Raw genomic sequence first — 20,428 nt, 5'->3', positions numbered from 1 at the left:
TCTCATGAATACATCGATCATCAAGGCAATCGAAGAGCGGCGCACGATCAACCTGTTCGACGCCTCCCGCGGTATCGACGAAGCCCAGATCCAGGAACTGGTTCGGCTGGCCACCACCGCGCCCACCGCGTTCAATCTGCAGAACTGGCGCTTCATCGCCGTGCGCAGCGCCGAAGCCAAGGCTCGTCTGCGCGCTCTGGCCTGGGACCAGGCCAAGGTCACCGAGGCTGCAGTGACCTTCATTCTCTGCGGGCAACTCGCCGATCATCGAACCCTCGAACACCGGCTGATGCCCAGCGTCGACGCGGGCTTCATGCCCGCGAGCATGCTGCCGCTCTGGGAGTCTGCCGCGAAAGGGCTGTATTTCGAGCAACCCCAGCGCCAGCGTGACGAAGCGATACGCACCGCCACCTTCGGCGCAGGCACCTTGATCCATGCGGCCCACGCGCTGGGGCTGGGGGCCTCGCCGATGATCGGTTTCGATGCCGAAGCGGTGGCGCAGGCGTTCTCCCTGGCCGAGGATGAAATACCCGTGATGCTGCTCACGGTAGGGCACCCGCTGCCCGGTAACTGGCCACAGAAACCGCGGCGGCCGCTCGAGGACGTGCTGACCATCGTCTGACCGGCCCATTCAAGAGCGCCTGCCCGCTGCATTCAGGCGCTCTTGCCTGGCGTTCGGCGCCCTCTGAAGACGAGCGGCGCCGATCAGCACGTTGACTCCCTGCTCCGATACCTGAACCTTGCGGCTGCCTGCTGCGGTCAACTGGCAGAGTCCAATGAGGTCCGGAAGGAGGGCACGGGTGACCGACAAGCGTATTACCGCGCAGCAACTCGGGCTCAAGCCCGGGCTCGACGGCGTGCAGGAGGCGGCTCTGTTCAAGTGGTTGCTTGCCAGCTTCCTGTTCGCTAAGCCCATCCAGCAATCCGTTGCCGAACGGGCCTACCGGGTCATCGTCGAGCAACGCCGGGTGGACACTCCGTCGAAACTGGTCGGTTGTAGCCAGCATGAGCTGGTGCGGATGCTCGGGCAGGCGCGTTACGTGCGATACGACCTCTCTACCGCCGAGCGCCTCCTGAAACTCGGCAGAAAACTGCTCGACGAATACGACGGTGAACTCACCACCATGCGTCTGCGAAGCCCCGGTCCGGGCGACTTTGCACGTCGGCTCATGGCGTTCGAGGGCATAGGGCCGAAGACCGTGGAGATCTTCATGGCAGAGGCGGAACCGGGGTTGTACGGCAGTTCGTCGGCAGGCTGAGAGGGCGTTCGAACCCATCGCCAGCGAGCCTGAGCCGTTGCCGGGCGTCTGCACTGCAGCATGGCAAGGCGTCGGCTGGTTCGGAATCAGCTGTCTGCCCAATTGAATCGGCCGAGGTAGGTGATTGTCGCTGTGCTCTCGGGCGAGCGTGCTACGGGCTTCGCTCGAGTGGCCGCTGGGCGACGATCACCCCAGATGGCATCTGGCCCGACCATGATGAAGTGAGTGAATGCCGCGGCTTTGTCGCTAACCAGTGCCCGCTCGACTGTGCTGCGGATTTGCGAAGTGACGTTGTAAGGTGCATCTGCAAGCTCGACGAAATCCGAGTCCATGTAGAATTCCAGCTCTTCAGCCAGTCGCCAGTTCGGATTACGGTCCTCCCATGCGTCATATTCAGCTTCGGACGCGTTTTCAGGAGGCTCTGGCTCCCACTGTTCGAATACATACAGGCGTGCCTCTGCATCACTGGCAAAGGTCGCGCCGAAAAGATGGAAGGGCCAGTAACTATCGATTTGCATGGTTCGGTCTCGGGGGATTGATAGCGTTCCGCCGCCGAGGGTGCACCAGGCTCAGGCATAGAAGGCCAGGGCCAGGAGCGGACTACCGCCAGTAGTGACGACGCGCCAGTTGACGAACGCGGTGCATTCCACGAGCGCCTCGAACAGCTCGGGACAACGGCGCTTGAGATCCCTGGCATTGTCGACGACCAACGAGAGCGTGTGGCCTGGTTGAACGTGCACCGTGGTCATTTCAGCGTTGGGGTCATCGAGGTATGAAAGGCAATCTACCCAGGCATCCATGTTATGGCCATAGAACTTCGGGAAGCCGAACGCTTCTACGAACACCTCATGGAATGTCCGCCAGTCCGTAATCAGGTCCGCATCCACCGTCACCATCTTCTCTACCTCCATCGTGAAATGAACGCCTCTCTCGCAAAGCCGAGCCCATGTCTGGATGGGCGGGTGACGTTGAATTGATGCACCAAGCACCGCTTTAGACTAGGCGCCAGATCCCGATCCGCTCAAGCCCCAGCCGGAATCGCGCATCAGCGCAAGTGCCGTTCGATCCATTGCGCGACGTCGACGGTATCGATCTTCGCTCGTGCGTTGTAGCTGTCCGCCTTTGGCCATGCGACGCCCTTGCCTTCGGCGAACACCGCCCGGTACTTGCGCAACGAGTCGTCGGGCGCTGCCGCCAGCTCGGCCTTGAGTGCGGGCAGCGTCCATTCCACGCGCTGGACCTGGCGGTCGAGTAGCCGATCGACGGTGTCCGCCAGTTGCCGGTAGGTGAGGGTGTCGCCCGCGGTGAAGACGACCTGATCGACCCGCTCCGGTTCGAACAGGATGGCAGCGGTCAGACGGCCGATATCTTCCGGCGTGGTGACCGTCACGGCAGTTTCCCAGCTGCCCAACGCGCGCACGGTGTTCTGATCCAGGTCCACCACGCCGAACGCCGGCTCGAACAGAAAGCTGGTGAACATGCCGGTGGAGATGATCAGCCATTGCACCTTTGACTGACTGCGCAGCAGTTGGCGCACGTCCAGCTGTTCGTCGAACAGATTCTGCGGGCTGCCGCGGCCGATCACGTCGTAATCCACACCGAACTGCCAGGGTACAAAACGCTTCACATCCGACATCAGCGCTGCCCTGGCCAGCTTGCGCTGTATGCCTGGCCCGGCGGCGAACCCCAGGCAACTGACCAGCGTGTCGAAACCACTGAACAAGGTGGCGAGCGTCTCTTCGGCGTCGTTTGCGGCATCGGCCGACACGACCTCGATGCCCAGGTTGTCGAGTTCCTCGAGCGTCTGGCGTTTGCTTGGCGAGGTGGTGTCGAGGGCGGCTGCTCGCAGCATGACCGTTACCCGCGCTGCCGGCTGGGCGGCCAGTTCGCGCAGTACGGCCATGCCGAGTTCGCCGGCGCCGAGGACGAGAATGTTGTCGGTTTTAACGGGAGACTGTGGTTGCATCGGTTACTCGCAGTGAATGGTCAGTGATGTTTTTATCCTGTCACCATTGGCGAACATTCAGAAGAAGGCACACGAGTGATACCGCATGAACGCAATGACCGAAGAAGAGGTGATTCGCCTGTCTCAAGCCACCTGCGACGCACTGAGTGACGAGGACGACGGGCTCAAGCGCGAAGTCCTGACCCATGCGGGCAATCGCTGGTCACTGGGCATCGTCCATACACTGGGGGTAGAGGGAAAACTGCGGCACGCGGAAATCGGTCGCCGCCTGGCGGGTATTACCCAGCGCATGCTGACCCGTAGCCTGCGACAACTTGAGCGGGACGGATTGATCGCCCGTTGCGACCACGGCGAGGTGCCGCCACGTGTCGATTACGAGCTGACCCCGTTGGGGCGAAGTTTTCTGGTACGCATGGTGCCGCTGTGGACCTGGCTGCTGGAGCACGCTGAAGACTTTCGCGCAGCGCGTGTTCGATTCGACCAGGTGTGAGCGTGCCGGGGCTTATCGACGCTGGTGGTGTTTGCTGCGCCTGACTGATCGAGGTGGGCGCCGGTCACTCAAGGCGTGACCGGCTCGCCACGAAAACGCTGCAACTCTTCACGGGTCACCCGGCGGTCGCCGTCCGTGTCGGCGAGCAGCATCAGATCGACTGCAGCTTGCGCGTACTCCTGCTCGGTCACCTTGCCGTCGCGGTTGCCATCCCAAAGCTCGAGCGTTGCCTGTGCCACCGACGCCAGCACCTGGGCAGGCCAGACCATGTCAGGGTCACCCTCGGCGACCGTATAGGCCGCGATATCCTCTGCCGTGACGATACCGTCACCATCGCGGTCGATGCTGCGGAAGGTCGCTGGCGCCGCGGCTCGAGCTTCCTCGACGGATAGCGCGCCATCGCCGTTGCTGTCCTGCTCACGGAAAATCTCGTCGATCCCCGCTGCGGCCACGTTGCTGGCTGCGAGCGCTAGAAGCAGGCCGCTGGCGAGCGTGCGGGTAAGCGATGGCATGTTGAACTCCCTGTAGGTCGATATGAGAAGGCGGCACGGTGGGCCGCTTCGCTCGGCACCCTAGCCGCGGCCGCGCTCATGTTCCATAGCTCACATGTGCTAGTCGGTGGGGTCGACCTGGCTGGCGATGCATAACGCCGCCTGCGCCGTCAGGTGCTGGCGCGGGCATTTCTCTTCTGCAGGATCATCGAGGCTTCGTTGTAGGCCGCCTGGAACGTATCGCTGCCGATCCACTGCACTGCCGTGTCTTCGTCTTCATCGTGAAAGATCGCGCGGTAGACGATCAGCAGCCCCATCATGAAGTCGGTTGCCGGGTCTTCCTCTTCCTCGGCGATCACCAGCTCCAGCACCGGGTATTGCAGGAACACCAGGCTCATTGCCAACAAGCTGATGCCCTCGGCCATTTTCATGGCCTGGAACAGGTCATCGAAATGTGCCGGGTCGAAACCGTTCTCCTGAATATCCTTGAAATCGAAGGTGCTCAGGTCGATGTCGACATCATCGAAGGGTTCGTTGATCAGCGGGTTGGCCAGAACCGGGTGCAGGAGATTGGGCTTCGGCTTGCCCATACGGTTCTGCTTGGCCTTGGCTTTGGCCCGCTGGGCGCGTTTTTGCTGTTTGTCAGGGGAAGCCATGGGGGCGAGGTCCTTGTCCGTGCAGCCAGGATAATCGGGCGCCCATTGTATTCGGTCTCCCGCGCACCTGGCAGCCGCTATCGACCTGCCAGGCGCGAATGGCAGTTCGCGGTGTGGCCCGCACGTCGATCGGGCAGAGGATCACGATGGTCGATCGATCAAGCCTTGCAGGTTCACGAGAATCGAGGCGGCATCGTAGGGCTTGCGAACGATGCAGACGTCTTTCAGTTCGTCGGGAAGAGCGATGCTGTCGCCGTAGCCGGTCGCGAAGATGAACGGGATCTGCAGGCGCTGCAGTTCCTCGGCGACGGCCAGCGATGTGCCCGTGCCCAGATTGATGTCCAGCACTGCCACATCCGGTCTTCGGCTGGTGAGCAGTCTCAGTGCCTCGACTTCCGAGCTGGCCGTGATCACGTCCTCGACCCCGGCGTCGGCCAGGATCTGTTCGAGACCGACCGCAATCACCAACTGGTCCTCGAGTATCAGCACGCTGGAGTTGGCCAGGTCCTTGAGGTCCAGGGTCGGCAGGGCGATGAGCGCTGCCGGTTGCTCGGTCTCGGCCGGGTCTGCGAGAGAAAGATGTTTGGCCGGAATCTTGAAATGGCCCCTGAGGCCCTCAGGCAAAAATTCCAGGGCACTGGTGCCACCGAGGTCGAACGGGATGCTGCGGTCGATCAGCACGGAGCCGAAGCCGGTATGCGCCGGTGCTCTGACGGGCGGGCCGCCGGCTTCTCTCCATGCGATATCGCAAGCGCCGCCAGCATCGACTGACCAGGTGACCACCAGCTTGCCGCTCGCGCGAGACAGCGCGCCGTACTTCGCGGCGTTGGTGGCCAGTTCATGGAGGACCAGTGCCATGACCGAGTAAGCCCGGGCATCGAGCACCACATTGGGCCCGTGCAGTTCGATCGCATCGGCGGACGTGCGGTAAGGCGACAGCTCGGCATTGAGCAGCGCCGCGAGACTGCCACCGCCGTCGCCACGCACGACCTGATCGTGTGCCAGCGCCAGTGCCTGGATGCGGCCCTTCAAGGTCGCTACATAACCGCCGAGGGTCTGCGCCTCCGCGGTGGGGTGGGCCACCAGGGCGCCGATCAGCGCGAGGATATTCTTGACCCGATGGTTCAGCTCCTCGTTGAGCATGCGCTGGCGCACGTCCGCCTTCAGCCGCTCGTTGGCGAGCAGCTCGCTGTTGTGCAGCACGACCTCGACGATCGCAACGCGAATGGCCTCGCCGAACTGGCGGTCCTGCTCGGTCCAGGGCAGTGACTGGTGATGCACCGTCTCTTTCCAGATGGCGAAGCTCCTGCGAGGTGTCAGGCGTTCACCAAAGGATCCGCTCTCGTAGGTCTTGTTCGGGTCACCCGCCCAGTCCAGGGTTTCGACCACTTCCTTGCGGAACAGGATCAGGTAGTCCCTTGGGTGCTGAGACATGGGAATGACCAGCACGCCCGAGACGTCCGAGGCGTAATCCTGGGCAGCCACGTGCGCCATGGAAAGGCGATTGGAGGCCCAGGTACGGCCCTGCGCGACCCCTTCGATGAAGCACAGCAATGCCGGAGCGGCGAGCTTGGGCGGGGTCAGCCCCTCCTCGGACCAGCGGCCCTGCAACAACATGCCGATCCCGTCGCAGGGGATCAATGCCTTGAAATCCGTGATGCGCGAGCGGAAGAACTCTTCCATGTCCGTCGCGCTGTTGGCATCGAGCAGCAGGGTATCGAGCACCTGACGGGTCTGGGCAGCGGCCTCCAGCTTCTGCCGTGCGCGCAGCGTCTCGATATGCATGGAAAGAAATTCGCCGAACATCTCGGCCGCCACCCGCTGCCCCATGGTCAGCGTGCGCGGTGCGTAATGGTGGCAGGCGATCAGGCCCCAGAGCGCCCCATCGATGATGATCGAGATCGACATCGATGCGCCCACACCCATGTTGCTCAGGTACTCGCAGTGAATCGGCGAGACACTGCGCAGATGGGCGTAGGACAGGTCCACCGGCTCGCCCGACAGGTCCAGCGCGGGCAGCACCGGCACGCTCTTGAACCTGACATCCGAGATGATCCGGATCGGGTTGCGCAGGTACAGGGCGCGGGCCTGCTGAGGGATATCCGAGGCCGGGAAATACTGCCCCAGGAAACTCTCCAGGTCGCTGCGCTTGGACTCGGCAATCACCTTGCCGGCACCGTCGGCGCCAAGCTGGTAGATCATCACCCGGTCATAGCCAAGCATGGCGCGGACCATGCGTGCCGAATCGCGAAAGAGTTTGTCGGTCCGATCGATCTCGCGGACTTGCGCGATGAGCGTGCGGGCCAGCTCGATCGGTTCGGCGATGCTCGCGCCGCAGGGCTCGAACTCGATGATCGCGGTGCCCTTGAACAGATGCGCCGCGATGTCGAAGGTCCGGCCCGACGCCAGCGTTAGGCCGAATGTCAGCACCGGGCGCGAGCCTTCCCGGGTACGGGCAAGCGAGTTGCGTATCGAATGAGCGGCTTCTACCCCGACCACCGCTTCCAGTCGCTGGTCGTTCAGATCGCCTGCCGCACCGAGCATGTCCGGGGCATTGGCGGAATGACGCAGGACGATGCTCGCCGATGCGTTGCAGGCCAGCAGGCAGCCGTGCGGCTGGATGCTGCCCGGAAATTGGATCGCCTCGCGATCACAGTTGGTCAGGTTAACGCGAGGTTCGAGAGTCATTGGCACTGCCGGTTGATGGAAGGCCGGCTGCCTGAGTGGCTACCGAAGGAAATCGAGCGGTGAAAAACACCGCAAAATCAGTTTATAGGGCAATCCAGCGTTCGTCACTGCAGGACAACTCAGGGCGGTATCGCCGAGGTTCGGCGTGCTTGCACGACATTCATGACGATTGGCTGCACCCTCACCCTCCTTGGCAAAGAACCGGAAACAGTCGCTGGCCATGGCCTTTGCGGGGCCCGTACAGCGTTGGCCATGTCGGTACTGTTCATGAATCCAGCGTTGGCAAAAGATCGTCTTCATGCTACTTGTGTAGTTACATGAAGGGGCGAGCGCGATGAACGAGTACGAGAATCCAGATCACTGGAATGTGGCAGCCAGGCACTATCAGCAGACAGCCGAGCCATTCACTGCGCACTTTGCACGGGCGGCGCTGGCCCGCCTTGCACTGGGGCCGCACAGCCATGTACTCGACGTCGCGGCAGGAACCGGAGCACTGGCACTGGCGGCTGCACGAACGGGGGCGCAGGTGCTGGCGACCGACTTCTCGCCGGCCATGTTGGCCTGTGTGGCTGCGCAAGGGCTGCCTAACGTAAAAACGCGGGTGATGGACGGACAGGCACTCGACCTGCCGGATGCCAGCTTCGACGCCGTGTTCTCGATCTTCGGCGTGATCATGTTTCCCGACTGGCGCAAAGGCCTGGCAGAGATGCAGCGCGTAACCCGGCCAGGTGGTTTTGGCGTGGTCGCTAGCTGGCAGAAGCAGGGCGCGGCGACCTTTCTGCTGCTTGGCAGTATACGCCGCAACCTATTTCCCGAGCGCGTGGGGATGACCATGCCCGAGGCCGTACTGGCCTTGAGCGAGCCGGATGATTTTGCCGCGGCGTTGATCGAGGCGGGTTACAGCAACCCGGTTATCGAAAGCGTGACCCATGACTTTCAGGTCGATGTCACCGCGCTCGATGAGCCCGACAAGCTTTTCGGCATGTCGCCTGACTGGACGAGCCTGAGCGCTGCCGACAAGGCAGCAGTGATCGGCGAGGTACGCCGACTGGCCGCTGATCGACCTGTCCTCTCTGTTCCTTCGACGGCGTTGATTGCAGTGGCCACGAGGCGAGCCTAGCGTTTACTGAAGGCGAGACGCATTGCAAACAGGACGAAAATCAGGCCGGTCGCACGGTCCATCCATGTAACTACGCTCTCACTGCGCAACACCTTGGCCAGAGGCTGTGTCGCTGCAATTAGAGTGATCGACCAGAGCAATCCTATGACGACATGGATACTCACCAGGCCAAATGTCCAGGTAACCAATGGCTGGCCTTGTGGAATGAACTGTGGAAGGAAGGATACGTAAAAGATCCCTATTTTGGGGTTCAAGACATTTCCCATCATCCCTTTCAAAAACCAGTTCGGACTTGCCTTCTCATCTCCCTCAGCCGGTGATAACGACTTCCGAGGCCGCACCAGCATATTTAGCCCAAGCCATGCCAGATAGGCTGCGCCGCAGTATTTCAGAACGTTGAACGCCAACTCTGACACGGCAATAAGTGCCCCCAGTCCAAAAGCCACGGCTGCGCCCCAAAGCAGGCAGCCTGCATTGATGCCCAGAGCCGCTCGAATAGCCTGTTGTTTTCCTTCCACCGTGGCCGTTCGCAGTACCAGCGCTGTGTCGAGGCCAGGCGTCAGCGTCAGGAGCGTCGCTGCAAGGGTGAAAGCCAGGAGGCTGTCGGAAATTGACATGGATGAGTCTCTGCGAGAGGTGGAGGAAGGTTACTCCTAAAATGTGCCCCCTTAGAAGTTGCACCTGTAGGCCGCCCAGCGTCTGGCAAGATCGGGCCAGGTTTCACCATGACGCCACTGACGCGCACGCACCGGATTGAATTGCCGTTTCCAAATGGATAGCGCCCTTTGCCGTTCGGCATAACCCTGCGCAGCGTGCTTTCCAGTCTCCTTAAAAGACTCGCCCCATGGCTCACCAAGATTTAGCAGAAACGTCCCTTCATCGATGCGGTCGGTTGAAAGGCAGGCTGCTCGCGTGCTGATTATCCGCTGCTGAGCTTACTTGCCAGACGAAGATGTGAATGACGGAGGACGTGATGTTTCAGAATCGCCACGGTGTTGGCCGGCAGGGCCGAAACGCAATGGTCTGCATGGCGCTGTTTTCCGCGCTGGCCCTTCAAGTGGGGTGTTCGGCGGAGGAGGAGACGGCCCAGGCCCAGGCCCAGGCCGTCACGCCGGGGGCATCCGTCGAGAGCGGGGCATCGACCAAGCTGGCGCCCTTGAGCGAGCAGGACATCACCGGGGCCAAACTGCCGGGTGAGTTGGTGTGTACCTTCTCGGTGGCGGGTAATGCCTATCTCCATGTAGCGGGCAACGTTGCCAGTACGGCCGATGCGCAGGGCGTGGCGAAGCTCGGTGACCGTGTCGAGGCGATTCAGGCGCCTGGTGGCTTCGACGGCATGCTGCACGGCACGACGTTCAAAGGCGATCGACTGGCGATCGAGGTCAAGCTCAATGGCGACGCGGAGGGTGGTGGCGGCGGTGAGTCGCCTCACCATGCCGCTACCGCGACCTACCTGCTCGAGGACAACCCGAGCCGTACCCTCGAGGGGCGCTGGCAATGCGGACCTTGAACCGAGCCAGCTCGGTCGCTCGTGTAGAGGCTCATGGCGATGCGGCGAGGACCACCATCGCTACCGGGTGATTCGTGGCCTGTTCGGGCCTTCAGAGCATTCTGAAGGCCCTGCCCATGACCCAGGGCGCTGCTGTTCCTAGCGAAGGTCCAGTGCCACACGGCTGACGGCCTCGACCACTTGCCTTGCGCCTTGCTGAATGTTGGTGATCGCGACGCCCGCCTGTTCAGCCAACTCCAGGCCTTTGCCGGCCTGGTCGCGGCTCTGTTGGATATTCACGGCCGCGCGCTTGGCCAGCTCCTGGTTCTGGTCGACGACGTTGACGATCTCCTGAGTCGCGGAACTGGTTCGTGCCGCCAGCTTGCGGATTTCATCCGCGACGACGGAAAAACCGCGCCCTTGCTCGCCCGCCCGCGCGGCTTCGATCGCCGCATTCAGTGCGAGCAGGTTGGTCTGTTCGGCGATGCCACTGATGGTTTCCACGATGGCGCTAATCAACACCGACTGCGAGCCGAGCGCGTCCATGCTCTGGGTGACGGACTGCATCTGCTCGGCGATCTTTTTCATGGCCACCACGGCCTCTCCGACCACGGCAGTGCCGTTTTCCGCGCTTACATCGGTGCGTTGCGATACCTCGTAGGCGACCTCGGCGGCATGTTTGACTTCGTTCTCTTTCTCGACCTGATCAGTTACCACGCTGGCGAACTTGGCCACTTTGTAGAGCTGGCCTTTGCCATTGACGATAGGGTTGTAAGTGGCTTCAAGCCAGACGGTCTTGCCCTTCTTGTCGATACGCCTGAATCGCCCGGCGACGAAGTCGCCACGGTTGAGTTGGTTCCAGAACTCGGTGTAATGGGGCGAGGCGATGTCTTCGGGCGTGCAGAACATTCGATGATGCTTGCCTTCGATTTCATTGAAGGCATAGCCCATCGAGTTGAGAAAGTTCTGGTTGGCCGAAAGAATGCGGCCATCGAGCGAGAACTGGATGACGGCAGTGGATTTGGTCAGCGCGGCCGAGAGCTCGAGGCCATCACTGAATACATAGCCCAGTATGGTTCGCTTCCCATTGTCGGTTCTCGAATGGAACCAGCGGATATTCAGCTTGGTGCCAGCCCTGCTGGCGCCGTGATAGTTGCATTGCAAGGGCAGCACATCTTGCGGGTAAGGTCCCGCAGCGAGGCCTTTCAATTTGGTTTTATCCAGTTCGCCAATGCAAAGCAGATCGAAAATGCCTTTTCCCAGCAGCTGTTCACGGGCGAGGCCCATCAAGCCGCACAGTGCATCGCTTACCGAGATGACCCTGCACTCACCGTCGAGCTTGATCGTCGGGCACTGCACTTCCAAAAGCTCCATGGCCTGCTGCAACTGCTCGAGATCGTTAGCCAGTTTCGTCAGATCATGCTTCAGATGTCGATTGAACATGCTCGCTCCTAAAATGAGTGAAAGTGCCTACTCAGGCGTCTATCTGGCTCTGCATATATGCATGATGCAGGTTGCAGCTTCTCTCGCGGCTGGCGTGCCATCGCGATGCTTGGGGTTGGTTTGTCTGTGCCTGCAGTGAGTTTTTGTTTGAACTGAACTGGGTGAACGCAACGTACGGCCGCGCAAGAATCGCTGTAACGGTTGCACCTGCGGCGAAGAAACTCAGCAGGTGGTGCTGACTCTGTTCTTTCCGGTGTGCTTTGCCCGGTACAGGCATCGGTCACCGCGCACCAGAATGTCGGAAAGCGGCTCTCCCTTCGCGAACGGGACCAGCCCAGCGCTGATGGTGAAGCCCACGGGAGACCACTCACCGTGCCTGACTGCATCCAGCAATCGTTGCGCATAGGCCAAGGCGGTCTGCTCGGATAGCGTATCGATGACCACCGCGAACTCTTCACCGCCAATGCGCCCGTAGACAGCACTTCCCTCTACGGCCCGAAAGCAACTCGCCATGGCACAGAGCACTTGATCGCCCACATCGTGGCCATGGGCGTCATTGATCTTTTTGAAGTCATCGACATCAATCATCAGAAAGAAGCCCCCGGGCCTGGTTTCCGTGAAAGTCTTCAGCTTTTCCATCAAGGCACGCCGGTTGTAGATCGAGGTCAGGTAATCCGTTTCGGCAATCATTCTGTAGTGCGCCTCGCCCGCCAGCGTGTCTTCCAGTGACTGCCAGTAAGTTCGGTTATTGATCAGCCCTAGCGAAATGGAACTCACGAAGAGAACGGCGATGTAGGTCTGGTCTGAACTGCCTGACAAATTCTCGGTTAACGGAAAGACGATGGCCCAGGTTGCAATGGCCGCGATCACGAAGTCTATTTTCTTCCGAATCAAAAGCGATTCACCTGTCACGCAGATGATTGAGAATGCAAGAGAGAAATGGGTGTGCAGGTAGGGCTCCCTGTCGAATAAAAATTTATAGCTGAGTACGAATACGGCAACGAACAACAGGCCGCTGAAACGCCACGCAACTATCGATTTCGCGTACGCCTGCATGAGAAGAAGAAAAAACAGGGCCATCAGGGGAAGCAACGTGAACGCCGAGAAAAAATCCGCGCCACGAATCAATTGCACAATCCCCCAACTCATTATTGCCAGTAACTGAGTAGTGGCGATTCCTTTGCGCAGCAACGCGATCGTTCGTTGCTGATCCAATGTCAGGGTAATCATAGTCACTCATCAAAGGAGCCAAGCTCTTGAACCTCACCCAGTTCTACGCTGACTAGAGTGATGGCAAATGTGCAGGCCATCATCGTTCGCACGAAAGACTCGAACTTCGGGGTTACTTCGACGATATTTTTATGATTTTTGAAATAACCTCTGGTTTCGCCCTCTCGAACCAGTCGCATCAGGTGCGTACTGGATACGCATAACAGTGAAGACAATGCCGCGTAGGTTGAGGATTTGTAACCACCCTGTTCGTTACGGTTCTTCGACATGTCGATGTACAGCGCAAGTACCAACATGTAGCCGCCATCTCTGTTCAACATCCAATGCGCGTCCGGGACGATGATATCCAGCGTGCATCTGGCATCGAGAAGCTGTGCGAAGCCTCTCAGGAAGTGCTCGGACCTGCATGACGAATTGGAGGTAGTGAGAAACCTCAGATTCTCCATGCTCAATGACGCCAGGGGTAGCAAATGGGTGTCCAGAATCGCTTTCGTTTCGGCCAGAGCCTGAGCCGATGGTTCGTATACGCGCAGGCGCCCATTGCTGGGGTGGGTAATTATGGTCATGCGTTTGGTGATCAGGAAGAATGAAAAGTAGGACTCCAATGTATTCTTTGACAAATACCCACGTTCTTCACAGAAAGACCTTACGACGGAAAGCGTCATGCCTTTGGTCGAATAGAACTTCGATAGCAAGGCCAGCGCCACCATGTAGCGATCGCTCTTGAAAAGTGTTTTATAGAACAGGGGGTTTAATTTGTACCTGGCCATCATCAGATCGTAGTGATCGTTGATGACCGCTTCGATATCGCTATTCAGTAATTGTTTAGTGATACGATCTACACGTTCCCGAATGCATGCGTGTTTCATATAGGCCTCAGGCCACACGATAATTCATAGATGTCATGTGGCTATCATTGAGGGCTCACTATACACAGGCTTCGGAGTAACGCCACGATTACCCAGAAATGTTCCAGAAATCGCTGCTACCCTTGAAGAAATAGGGCGCGCACCAAAAAACGCGCCAAGCTGAAACGGGTGGGACGCCGCTTGTTCATGCGCAAGGATTATCAGGCGCTGGTTTCGATTGGCTGCAAAGTGATTCCCGTGCGCGCAACAGGCTTCTTTCGAGATCGAGCATCACCTGCATGACCAAGAGCCTGTTTCTGAGTTGCCCGTCACTGAATACACGCACGGCAATGACGTTTCCATCCAGGTCTTCGCAGACAATGGTAAGTCGGTCGGGCTGCCGCTCGGTGTTGACGTTGTAGATGCCTTGGAAAGTACGCGTCAGTGATTTAAGAAGAAGGTTCATAGGCACTCGATTGATTCCTGACAAAATCCGCAACCCGCGCGAATAACTCGCGGATTCGAATAAGTGCAGGCTACGCATCCACTCATGGCATATCCATGCTGCCCGAGTAACCATTTCTGGGTGATTCAGCATCTACCATGTTGAACGCCGGCATGAAACGGGGAACTACGAAAGATTATTCGACCCGATCTTCAAAGGCGATAGATGTATCGAAGTTGATCAGCAGATAACTACAGTTTGTATAGGGATATATCGATGCTTATCAGGCCTCCTGTTGCGCATTCAGGCAGGAGAGAATCACTCGATTGATGGCGTCGAATAACTGTTGGTCCATGCGCAGCATGGCTTCGCCAGCCAGCAGAATACTGAAGACCGAACCCAAGGCGATGCCGATCACCAGCGGGCAGGCCCAGTTACCGAGCACCTTCGCCAGCGGGCGCTCAGACCCCGTGCGCATGGCTGGCATGGCCTGCTCGAACATACCCCAGGGCACGGCGCAGTGCGTTGCCGCGGCGCTGGCGGGCGCAGCGATCCAGTACCTCGGCCGCAGCGGGCCGGGCATGGGTTTCGCGCATCAGCAGGTAGGGGTAGCAGCGCAACGCCCATTGCCCTCTCAGGGCGGCACGCGGCGGGACCGGGTGCATGGTATGCACGGGAAGGGCGCGCGCCTTGCCGCTGCGGCTTTTGACCAACAGGCAGAGCAAACCTAGACCACGGTAAAGGCCAGACGCGGGTCCCTGCCCGCCGCTCATGATGACCACTCCTGCCCGAGCAGCCAGCGCCTTAGCATCGCGCTGTTCACCAGGCGCCGTTTACCGAGTTTTACCGTAGGGAGTACACCGCGCATGGCCCAGCTGCGGGCGGTGTCGTAAGTGATGCCATTGCGATCTGCCCAGGTTTCGATGGTTTCAACGTCCTGTTGCGGGCCTATCAACTTGGAGGCGTCCAGCTCTTCCAGTCCCATGTCGTTCCGTGCCTATTCATGTCAATATTGCGAGTACTTAATTGCGTCGTGTTAAAAATACACATGTATATAATACACGTGACGCTTGTGATGTATATAAGACATTAATGGCGTTTTTCAATGGCAAACGGGATGGCCGATAGGGCGCTTCTATTGCTCAACAACACCAGTCTCAAAGAGTTGGCGACGGTGGGAAGCAAGGACTATGTGCGCTGGCAGAACATCAAACGGGGCAAAGCGCGGCTTGGTCCCGGGGAAATCGAACTGTTAGGCAAGACGCATCCGCAATACCGATGGTGGCTCATGACCGGTGAAGCCATGCCGGACAAAGGGCAGATCAGCCCTGAGTGCAACAAGGCTGACCCGGACAAGGATGATCAGGACACGCATTAATCATCGAAGGCGTGGCAGCAGCGTGACGCGGCCGATTGATTTGCCATGGAGGGTATTGAATGAATGCAGATTGGGACGACGCGCCCTCGAGAATCCGGCGCAAAGCTGGAACTGCCGCAGTTTGGGGCGTATCGCTGGCATTTGGCTTGTGCATCACTGGTGGTGGCCTTTATCTGGCTTCCGGGCAGATGACGACGAGCGCTGCAACGCATGCGCAGCTGTCGCGCTTTAGCGCTGACGCGTTACGCAAGCCCGAGGCTGTGCATGCCTCCTAGCCTGCCAATCAACAGCCCTATGAATCCCCCAGGATCGACGAGAAGAACTGGATCAGGCCCAGCGATGACGCGCATCGAGATGCCCAGGCAGAACTTCAGGAGTGGTCACGTGCTCGTGCGCAAGAACAGCATGATCGGCAAACCTCATTCAGTGATGCCAATTATGTGCCTCAAGGTGCCAGGAACCTTGTGCCATCTACCAGAGTGGCTAGCGAGCTGGTACCGCCGCGGCAAAAGCGCCAAGAGGTCGTAGTCGTCGGCAAAGCAGATCCCAGGCTCAGCGATTACTGCCCCTATGCGAAGGGCAGCATCGAGCATAGGAATTGCAAGGCACGGATCAACCTGAATACTCGAAATCGATAGTTGTATCGTTTTTTGTAGCTACAATTGTAGCTACATCAAGCAGGAGAGCCATCGTCATGGCAGTCACAGCCGATACCGTTGTTCGTGCGCGGATCGATACCGCCACCAAAGAAGCCGCCGCCCGACGTTTATCTGAGCAGGGTCTCAGCATTTCCGAAGCCATACGGCTGATGATGACTCAGATCGCAGCTGGCCAGGATCTACCCTATGACCGCACCCCGAACAAAGCCACTGCTGCCGCCATCGCCGAGTTGATCGCAGGCAAGGGCAGCAAGACCAAGTCCGTTGATGCGCTGTTCGATGAGCTGAGTGATTGATGCTGACGCTCGTACCTTCCAGCGCCTTCAAGAAAGACTTCAAACTGGCGCAGAAACGTGGCAAGGATATGGGCAAGTTGAAGACGTTATTGAATCTGCTCGCGAAACAGCAACCATTACCGAGTCGCTACCTTGACCACCCGCTGAAGAGTAACTGGAAGGGTTTTCGTGATGCGCACATCGAGCCTTACTGGTTGCTGATTTACCGGGTGGAGGGTGACGAACTCCAGTTGGCCAGGACCGGCACACACGCCGATATTTTCAATAAGTAGTTTGATGCGTCCCGCGTAGTGATGCATCGGCAGGTTCAGGCAAACCGAGCCAGGCATTGGCAGAGGCTACGCGCGCGGCGAAACCGCCCAGAGAACGCTGCAAATCTTTATCCCCGTCACATTGCAAAAGCCCCGACTGCGAAACTCGGGGTTGTCTCTTGGCAAACCAACCCCCCCGGCTCTAGATTGCCCGCTGCGCAACCCGCGCCTCGTAGAAGGATTTATGACTCATGCTCGGTCGCAAGACGCTTCCGTTGTTCCTGCTGTGCAGCATCCTTTCCGCGCAGGCGTTGAGCCAGGTGTACACCTGGGTGGATGAGAATGGGCAGAAGCATTTCGGCAGCCAGCCCCCTGCCTCTGAGCGGCATGCCGAGCCTGTGAACATCAACCATGGGTATGTGGGCGATGGCCGAGCGGCTGCCCCCCCTGCATTGCCAGCCCGCAGTGCTGGTGCTGACGCCGCTCCAGCCAAGGTCTCGAAGCGAGAGATGTGCAAGAGCGCCATGCGCTGGACGGCCATCGATATCGAGAACCTCAAGGAGATGGCCCTGGAGCGCAAGGAAGCCGGGCGAATCACTGCCGCCGAGTACGCGGAAGGGCAGAAGAACTTCGCCGGCATCGAGGAGCGGATCAGCATGCAGAACTGCGTCACCAGTTCGGGTGAGGACCAGCAGCGCTACGAATGCCTGTCCCGCGGGGCCGGCGTGATGGTCTGCTCGGGCCTGGCCGCCGCGGCGATGGAGGAGGGCATGGAAGAGGCCAGGAAGAAGATGAACAAGCGCTGACTTTCAGCTGCGCCGGCGCCGTATTGGGCGCTGCTTGCCAAGACGCGCGTACATTCTTCATCGCGCTCGCGAACAGTCGGAGGGCATCGGCGGCTGGGTGATTTTCTGCGCAGTGCCGTGCGCCTGACCGCTGGTTACCGCACTGCAACATATCCGTAACACAGCCTTCATAAAATCATCGCACTTCCCCCTCCTGTTCGAGTTTTCCATGAGCCTTGGTCGTTCGCTGCGTGCCCAATTGGTGTTGCTGATTGGCGGTGGTCTGGTGTTGATGTTGTTGATTGCGCTGGCGGGTTTCGCGCTGTTGTCGCGGCAACTGGATGGCTATCAGGCGCTGCTCGGTGGCCCTCTCGAAGAGGCGCGTCAGGTGGATGCCGCCAACCTGGCGTTCAAGATTCAGGTGCAGGAATGGAAGAACGTCTTGCTGCGCGGCGCTGACCAGACTCAGCGCAACCGTTACTGGCAGCAGTTTCAGGAAGAAGAGGGGCGCGTACAGGCGCAGATTGGTCACCTGATCGAAACCGCAGGCAGCGCCGAGCTGCGCCAGCGATTGAGCGAACTGCGCCGTGCACATGCCGAAATGGGCCAGGCCTATCGTCGTGGGTATGAGGCCTTTGCCGCGGCCGGGTTTTCCGCTCAGGCCGGCGACGCGGCAGTGAAGGGCATCGACCGGGCGACCACCGAGCAGTTGTCGTTGCTGGTCGACGAGCTGCACGAGCGCAGCCAGGCGAGCGCCACGCAACTGAGCGAGATAGCCCGGCGCAGCGTGCTGTTCGGCAGCCTGGCGATGCTTGGGCTGGGAATACTGCTGGCGCTGTTCAGTGCCTGGCTGGTTAACCGGCGCATCACCACACCACTGCTGCAGGCCACCGGGCAGCTCGATCTGCTCAGCCGTGGGCAGTTCGGTGAGCGCCTGAGCGAAGGCCGTGAGGATGAAGTAGGGCACCTGGCCCAGGCCGCCAATCGCCTGCGCGAGTTCATGCAGGCGCTGTCCCAGCAACTGCGTCGCGGGACCAGCGAGCTGGATGCTGCCACCCACGACCTGAGCAGCGTGGCCGGGCATATCGGCCACGGCATTCGCGAGCAGTTTTCGCGTACCGATCAGGTCGCCACGGCCATGCATGAGATGAGTGCGACGGCCGATGAAGTGGCGCGGCATTCCGCTGCGGCGGCCCGTGCCGCTGACGAAGCCGATCAGGCTGCCGGGGAAGGCGAGGCGACCATGGCCAGCACTATCGCCACCATCGAGCAGATGCACAGTGAGATCACCCGTACTTCTGAGGTGATCACCCGCCTGGAAAGCGACAGCGAGCGCATCGGCAGTGTGCTGGATGTGATCCGCGGCATCGCCGATCAGACCAACCTGCTGGCCCTCAACGCGGCCATCGAAGCCGCCCGGGCCGGTGATGCGGGCAGAGGCTTCGCGGTGGTGGCCGACGAAGTGCGCAATCTGTCGGTCCGCACCGCGAGCTCGATCAGCGAAATCCACCAATTGATCGCCAATGTGCAGAGCGCTTCGAAGGAAGCCACTGCGGCCATCAATGCCGGTGCGCAGCAGAGCGCTGCGGGCCGTGCTCAGGTCGGCATGGCCGGCGAGCGTTTGCACAGCATCACCCAGGCGGTGGAGGCGATCCGTGACATGAACCGGCAGATCGCTACCGCTGCCGAGGAGCAGACCTCGGTCGCCGAAGACATCGCCCGCAACCTGGCGGAGATCGTTTCCATCGCCCAGAGCAACGAGGCCGACCTGCAGCGCAGCGAGTCGGCAAGCCGCGCCATGCAGGGGCTGTCCGGCGACTTGTCGACCCTGGCCGCGCGCCTCCGGGACTGACCGCCGCTCCTCGCCGCATGCCTGCCATCGGGTGTGCGGTGAGCGCTTGCCCGGGTGCCATCAGCCGATCAGCAACAGGCCCAGCATTCCCAGTGCCAGGGCGATCAAGACCAGCCCCGAGAGCCGTTCGAGCAGCGGCAGCGCGCGCTGGAAACGCTGCAACACGCGCCCGTTGCCAATCGCCAGCGCCACCAGCAGGTCCCAGCCGAGCACCACGGCGAACATCCACGCACCATAGAACAGCTTCCAGCCGGCGCTGCCGTGCGCGTTGCCGAGCATGCTCGCCAGGCTGACGTAGAACAGCGCGTTCTTGGGGTTGAGGATGCCCGACAGAAAACCCATGCCGGCCGCCTGCATCCAGGTGATTGGCCTGGCCGCTGCGGTGCCTTGCGCTGCCTGCAGCACGCTGCTGCCCGCGTGGCGAATGAACAGCACGCCGAGGTAGAGCAGATACAGGCAGCCAACCAGCTGCAGCACGATGAAGGCTGCGCTGCCTGGCTGCAGGACCGACACTCCGGTAAACGCCGCCACGATGAACACCGCGTTGGCCAGCGCGATGCCCAGGCACGCGCCACTGGCCACTCGCCAACCGGCGGACAGCGACGTACGGGCCACCAGAAAGAAATCCGGGCCGGGGGAAAGCAGCGCCAGGAAGTGGGCGGCGGCAATGATCAGGAACTGCTGCATGGCGGGCATCGCTTCTCGAGAAAAGATGCCGGAAGTTTGTGGGGCGCGCGATGGGGCTGTATTGAAGGAAATCGTCAACGGTGCCCGCCCCGTCACCTGATAGCCACTGGCCGCGGCTAGTCAATAAATTGGCTTTCTTGCTAGGCTAAAAAACGACCACGTCCATCGGAGTATGGACGGCCGGTCAACCAGGCCACGTTCGCTGAGGTTGTGAATCACGACACATGGCCGGGTTGGAAGGTGAGCAGCAGGTCTCAGGTTGATGGCAAAGGTGGTGGCAAAATGCCTCGCCTCAAGGATGAACTTATTTTCCAGGTATGGATGTCATGCGCTCGTATTCCCCGTTGTTTTTCGCCGCCGTGCCGTTCATGGCGCTCGCCCAGACGCCGCCTGCG

At 60.1% G+C, this 20,428-nt stretch carries 24 protein-coding genes and 2 pseudogenes; 10 read left to right on the top strand and 16 right to left on the bottom strand.

Annotation, left to right across the window (positions count from 1 at the left end; genetic code table 11):
* The first annotated feature begins 4 nt into the window (after window positions 1-4).
* On the top strand, window positions 5-622 hold the full coding sequence (locus tag QRN22_RS24335) for a nitroreductase family protein (protein WP_042552093.1): 618 nt from the start codon (window positions 5-7) through the stop codon (window positions 620-622).
* A 178-nt stretch (window positions 623-800) separates the two neighbouring features.
* Window positions 801-1,259: a DNA glycosylase family protein gene (locus tag QRN22_RS24330; protein ID WP_231570104.1), complete on the top strand. Its 459-nt coding sequence runs from the start codon at window positions 801-803 to the stop codon at window positions 1,257-1,259.
* An 86-nt stretch (window positions 1,260-1,345) separates the two neighbouring features.
* On the opposite strand, the gene QRN22_RS24325 is transcribed toward QRN22_RS24330, so the two are convergent.
* From QRN22_RS24325 to QRN22_RS24315, 3 genes are all read right to left on the bottom strand, one after another.
* Complete coding sequence (locus tag QRN22_RS24325) at window positions 1,346-1,777, bottom strand: hypothetical protein (RefSeq protein WP_042552095.1); 432 nt, start codon at window positions 1,775-1,777, stop codon at window positions 1,346-1,348.
* A 51-nt stretch (window positions 1,778-1,828) separates the two neighbouring features.
* A complete protein-coding gene (locus tag QRN22_RS24320; RefSeq protein ID WP_285404296.1) occupies window positions 1,829-2,170 on the bottom strand; it encodes a barstar family protein in 342 nt (113 codons plus the stop codon).
* Between the two features lie 134 nt (window positions 2,171-2,304).
* Window positions 2,305-3,225, bottom strand: coding sequence for an aromatic alcohol reductase (locus QRN22_RS24315; protein WP_042552097.1), 921 nt, complete (start codon window positions 3,223-3,225; stop codon window positions 2,305-2,307).
* A 94-nt stretch (window positions 3,226-3,319) separates the two neighbouring features.
* Between QRN22_RS24315 and QRN22_RS24310 the strand changes: the two genes are divergently transcribed.
* On the top strand, window positions 3,320-3,715 hold the full coding sequence (locus tag QRN22_RS24310; RefSeq protein ID WP_042552121.1) for a winged helix-turn-helix transcriptional regulator: 396 nt from the start codon (window positions 3,320-3,322) through the stop codon (window positions 3,713-3,715).
* 68 nt (window positions 3,716-3,783) lie between these two features.
* Here QRN22_RS24310 and QRN22_RS24305 read toward each other — a convergent pair whose 3' ends face one another.
* From QRN22_RS24305 to QRN22_RS24295, 3 genes are all read right to left on the bottom strand, one after another.
* On the bottom strand, window positions 3,784-4,227 hold the full coding sequence (locus QRN22_RS24305) for an EF-hand domain-containing protein (RefSeq protein ID WP_042552098.1): 444 nt from the start codon (window positions 4,225-4,227) through the stop codon (window positions 3,784-3,786).
* 149 nt (window positions 4,228-4,376) lie between these two features.
* Window positions 4,377-4,862 carry a hypothetical protein gene (locus tag QRN22_RS24300; protein ID WP_042552099.1) on the bottom strand — a complete coding sequence of 162 codons (486 nt, stop codon included), beginning with the start codon at window positions 4,860-4,862 and terminating at the stop codon, window positions 4,377-4,379.
* Between the two features lie 141 nt (window positions 4,863-5,003).
* Complete coding sequence (locus QRN22_RS24295) at window positions 5,004-7,550, bottom strand: HWE histidine kinase domain-containing protein (protein ID WP_042552100.1); 2,547 nt, start codon at window positions 7,548-7,550, stop codon at window positions 5,004-5,006.
* Between the two features lie 334 nt (window positions 7,551-7,884).
* Here QRN22_RS24295 and QRN22_RS24290 point away from each other — a divergent pair, with 334 nt between their 5' ends.
* Window positions 7,885-8,670: a class I SAM-dependent methyltransferase gene (locus QRN22_RS24290; protein WP_042552101.1), complete on the top strand. Its 786-nt coding sequence runs from the start codon at window positions 7,885-7,887 to the stop codon at window positions 8,668-8,670.
* On the opposite strand, the gene QRN22_RS24285 is transcribed toward QRN22_RS24290, so the two are convergent.
* Window positions 8,667-9,287 (bottom strand): LysE family translocator, encoded by a 621-nt coding sequence (locus QRN22_RS24285; protein ID WP_042552102.1) that lies wholly within the window; start codon window positions 9,285-9,287, stop codon window positions 8,667-8,669. The genes QRN22_RS24290 and QRN22_RS24285 overlap by 4 nt on opposite strands.
* A 356-nt stretch (window positions 9,288-9,643) precedes the next feature.
* Here QRN22_RS24285 and QRN22_RS24280 point away from each other — a divergent pair, with 356 nt between their 5' ends.
* Window positions 9,644-10,180 (top strand): hypothetical protein, encoded by a 537-nt coding sequence (locus QRN22_RS24280; RefSeq protein ID WP_042552103.1) that lies wholly within the window; start codon window positions 9,644-9,646, stop codon window positions 10,178-10,180.
* 138 nt (window positions 10,181-10,318) lie between these two features.
* On the opposite strand, the pseudogene QRN22_RS26720 reads toward QRN22_RS24280, so the two are convergent.
* The 8 genes and pseudogenes from QRN22_RS26720 to QRN22_RS24240 all read right to left on the bottom strand — a co-directional run.
* Window positions 10,319-10,753, bottom strand: a pseudogene (locus QRN22_RS26720) (methyl-accepting chemotaxis protein); the annotation flags it as partial.
* A gap of 150 nt (window positions 10,754-10,903) precedes the next feature.
* Window positions 10,904-11,533 (bottom strand): annotated as a pseudogene (locus tag QRN22_RS26715) (PAS domain S-box protein); the annotation flags it as partial.
* 291 nt (window positions 11,534-11,824) lie between these two features.
* Complete coding sequence (locus tag QRN22_RS24265) at window positions 11,825-12,832, bottom strand: GGDEF domain-containing protein (RefSeq protein ID WP_042552105.1); 1,008 nt, start codon at window positions 12,830-12,832, stop codon at window positions 11,825-11,827.
* A 2-nt stretch (window positions 12,833-12,834) separates the two neighbouring features.
* On the bottom strand, window positions 12,835-13,701 hold the full coding sequence (locus tag QRN22_RS24260) for a hypothetical protein (RefSeq protein ID WP_042552106.1): 867 nt from the start codon (window positions 13,699-13,701) through the stop codon (window positions 12,835-12,837).
* A gap of 184 nt (window positions 13,702-13,885) precedes the next feature.
* Window positions 13,886-14,146: a hypothetical protein gene (locus QRN22_RS24255; RefSeq protein WP_042552107.1), complete on the bottom strand. Its 261-nt coding sequence runs from the start codon at window positions 14,144-14,146 to the stop codon at window positions 13,886-13,888.
* 262 nt (window positions 14,147-14,408) lie between these two features.
* Window positions 14,409-14,627, bottom strand: a complete 219-nt coding sequence (locus QRN22_RS24250) for a hypothetical protein (protein ID WP_156152639.1) — start codon at window positions 14,625-14,627, stop codon at window positions 14,409-14,411.
* On the bottom strand, window positions 14,587-14,790 hold the full coding sequence (locus tag QRN22_RS24245) for a hypothetical protein (RefSeq protein WP_156152640.1): 204 nt from the start codon (window positions 14,788-14,790) through the stop codon (window positions 14,587-14,589). The genes QRN22_RS24250 and QRN22_RS24245 overlap by 41 nt, the downstream gene beginning before the upstream one ends.
* Window positions 14,791-14,894: 104 nt before the next feature.
* Window positions 14,895-15,110 (bottom strand): helix-turn-helix domain-containing protein, encoded by a 216-nt coding sequence (locus QRN22_RS24240; protein ID WP_042552109.1) that lies wholly within the window; start codon window positions 15,108-15,110, stop codon window positions 14,895-14,897.
* A 120-nt stretch (window positions 15,111-15,230) separates the two neighbouring features.
* Here QRN22_RS24240 and QRN22_RS24235 point away from each other — a divergent pair, with 120 nt between their 5' ends.
* The 5 genes from QRN22_RS24235 (at window position 15,231) to QRN22_RS24215 (ending at window position 19,346) form a co-directional block, all read left to right on the top strand.
* Window positions 15,231-15,503 (top strand): hypothetical protein, encoded by a 273-nt coding sequence (locus QRN22_RS24235; RefSeq protein ID WP_042552110.1) that lies wholly within the window; start codon window positions 15,231-15,233, stop codon window positions 15,501-15,503.
* Between the two features lie 694 nt (window positions 15,504-16,197).
* On the top strand, window positions 16,198-16,458 hold the full coding sequence (locus tag QRN22_RS24230; RefSeq protein WP_042552111.1) for a type II toxin-antitoxin system RelB/DinJ family antitoxin: 261 nt from the start codon (window positions 16,198-16,200) through the stop codon (window positions 16,456-16,458).
* Window positions 16,458-16,730, top strand: a complete 273-nt coding sequence (locus QRN22_RS24225; RefSeq protein ID WP_042552112.1) for a type II toxin-antitoxin system YafQ family toxin — start codon at window positions 16,458-16,460, stop codon at window positions 16,728-16,730. Before QRN22_RS24230 ends, QRN22_RS24225 begins: the two co-directional genes overlap by 1 nt.
* Before the next feature lie 230 nt (window positions 16,731-16,960).
* The gene (locus tag QRN22_RS24220; RefSeq protein WP_052493744.1) at window positions 16,961-17,515 is read left to right on the top strand and encodes a DUF4124 domain-containing protein; all 555 of its coding nucleotides are present in this window, start codon (window positions 16,961-16,963) and stop codon (window positions 17,513-17,515) included.
* A gap of 208 nt (window positions 17,516-17,723) precedes the next feature.
* Complete coding sequence (locus QRN22_RS24215) at window positions 17,724-19,346, top strand: methyl-accepting chemotaxis protein (protein ID WP_042552115.1); 1,623 nt, start codon at window positions 17,724-17,726, stop codon at window positions 19,344-19,346.
* Between the two features lie 60 nt (window positions 19,347-19,406).
* Here the strand turns inward: QRN22_RS24215 and QRN22_RS24210 are convergent, their stop codons facing one another.
* Window positions 19,407-20,033 carry a LysE family translocator gene (locus QRN22_RS24210; RefSeq protein WP_042552123.1) on the bottom strand — a complete coding sequence of 209 codons (627 nt, stop codon included), beginning with the start codon at window positions 20,031-20,033 and terminating at the stop codon, window positions 19,407-19,409.
* Between the last annotated feature and the right edge of the window lie 395 nt (window positions 20,034-20,428).

Source organism: Pseudomonas sp. MEJ086 (assembly GCF_030209025.1).
GTDB lineage: Bacteria > Pseudomonadota > Gammaproteobacteria > Pseudomonadales > Pseudomonadaceae > Aquipseudomonas > Aquipseudomonas fulva_A.
Note: the sequence above shows the minus strand (reverse complement) of the source record. Positions and strands in the feature narration are given on the sequence as shown.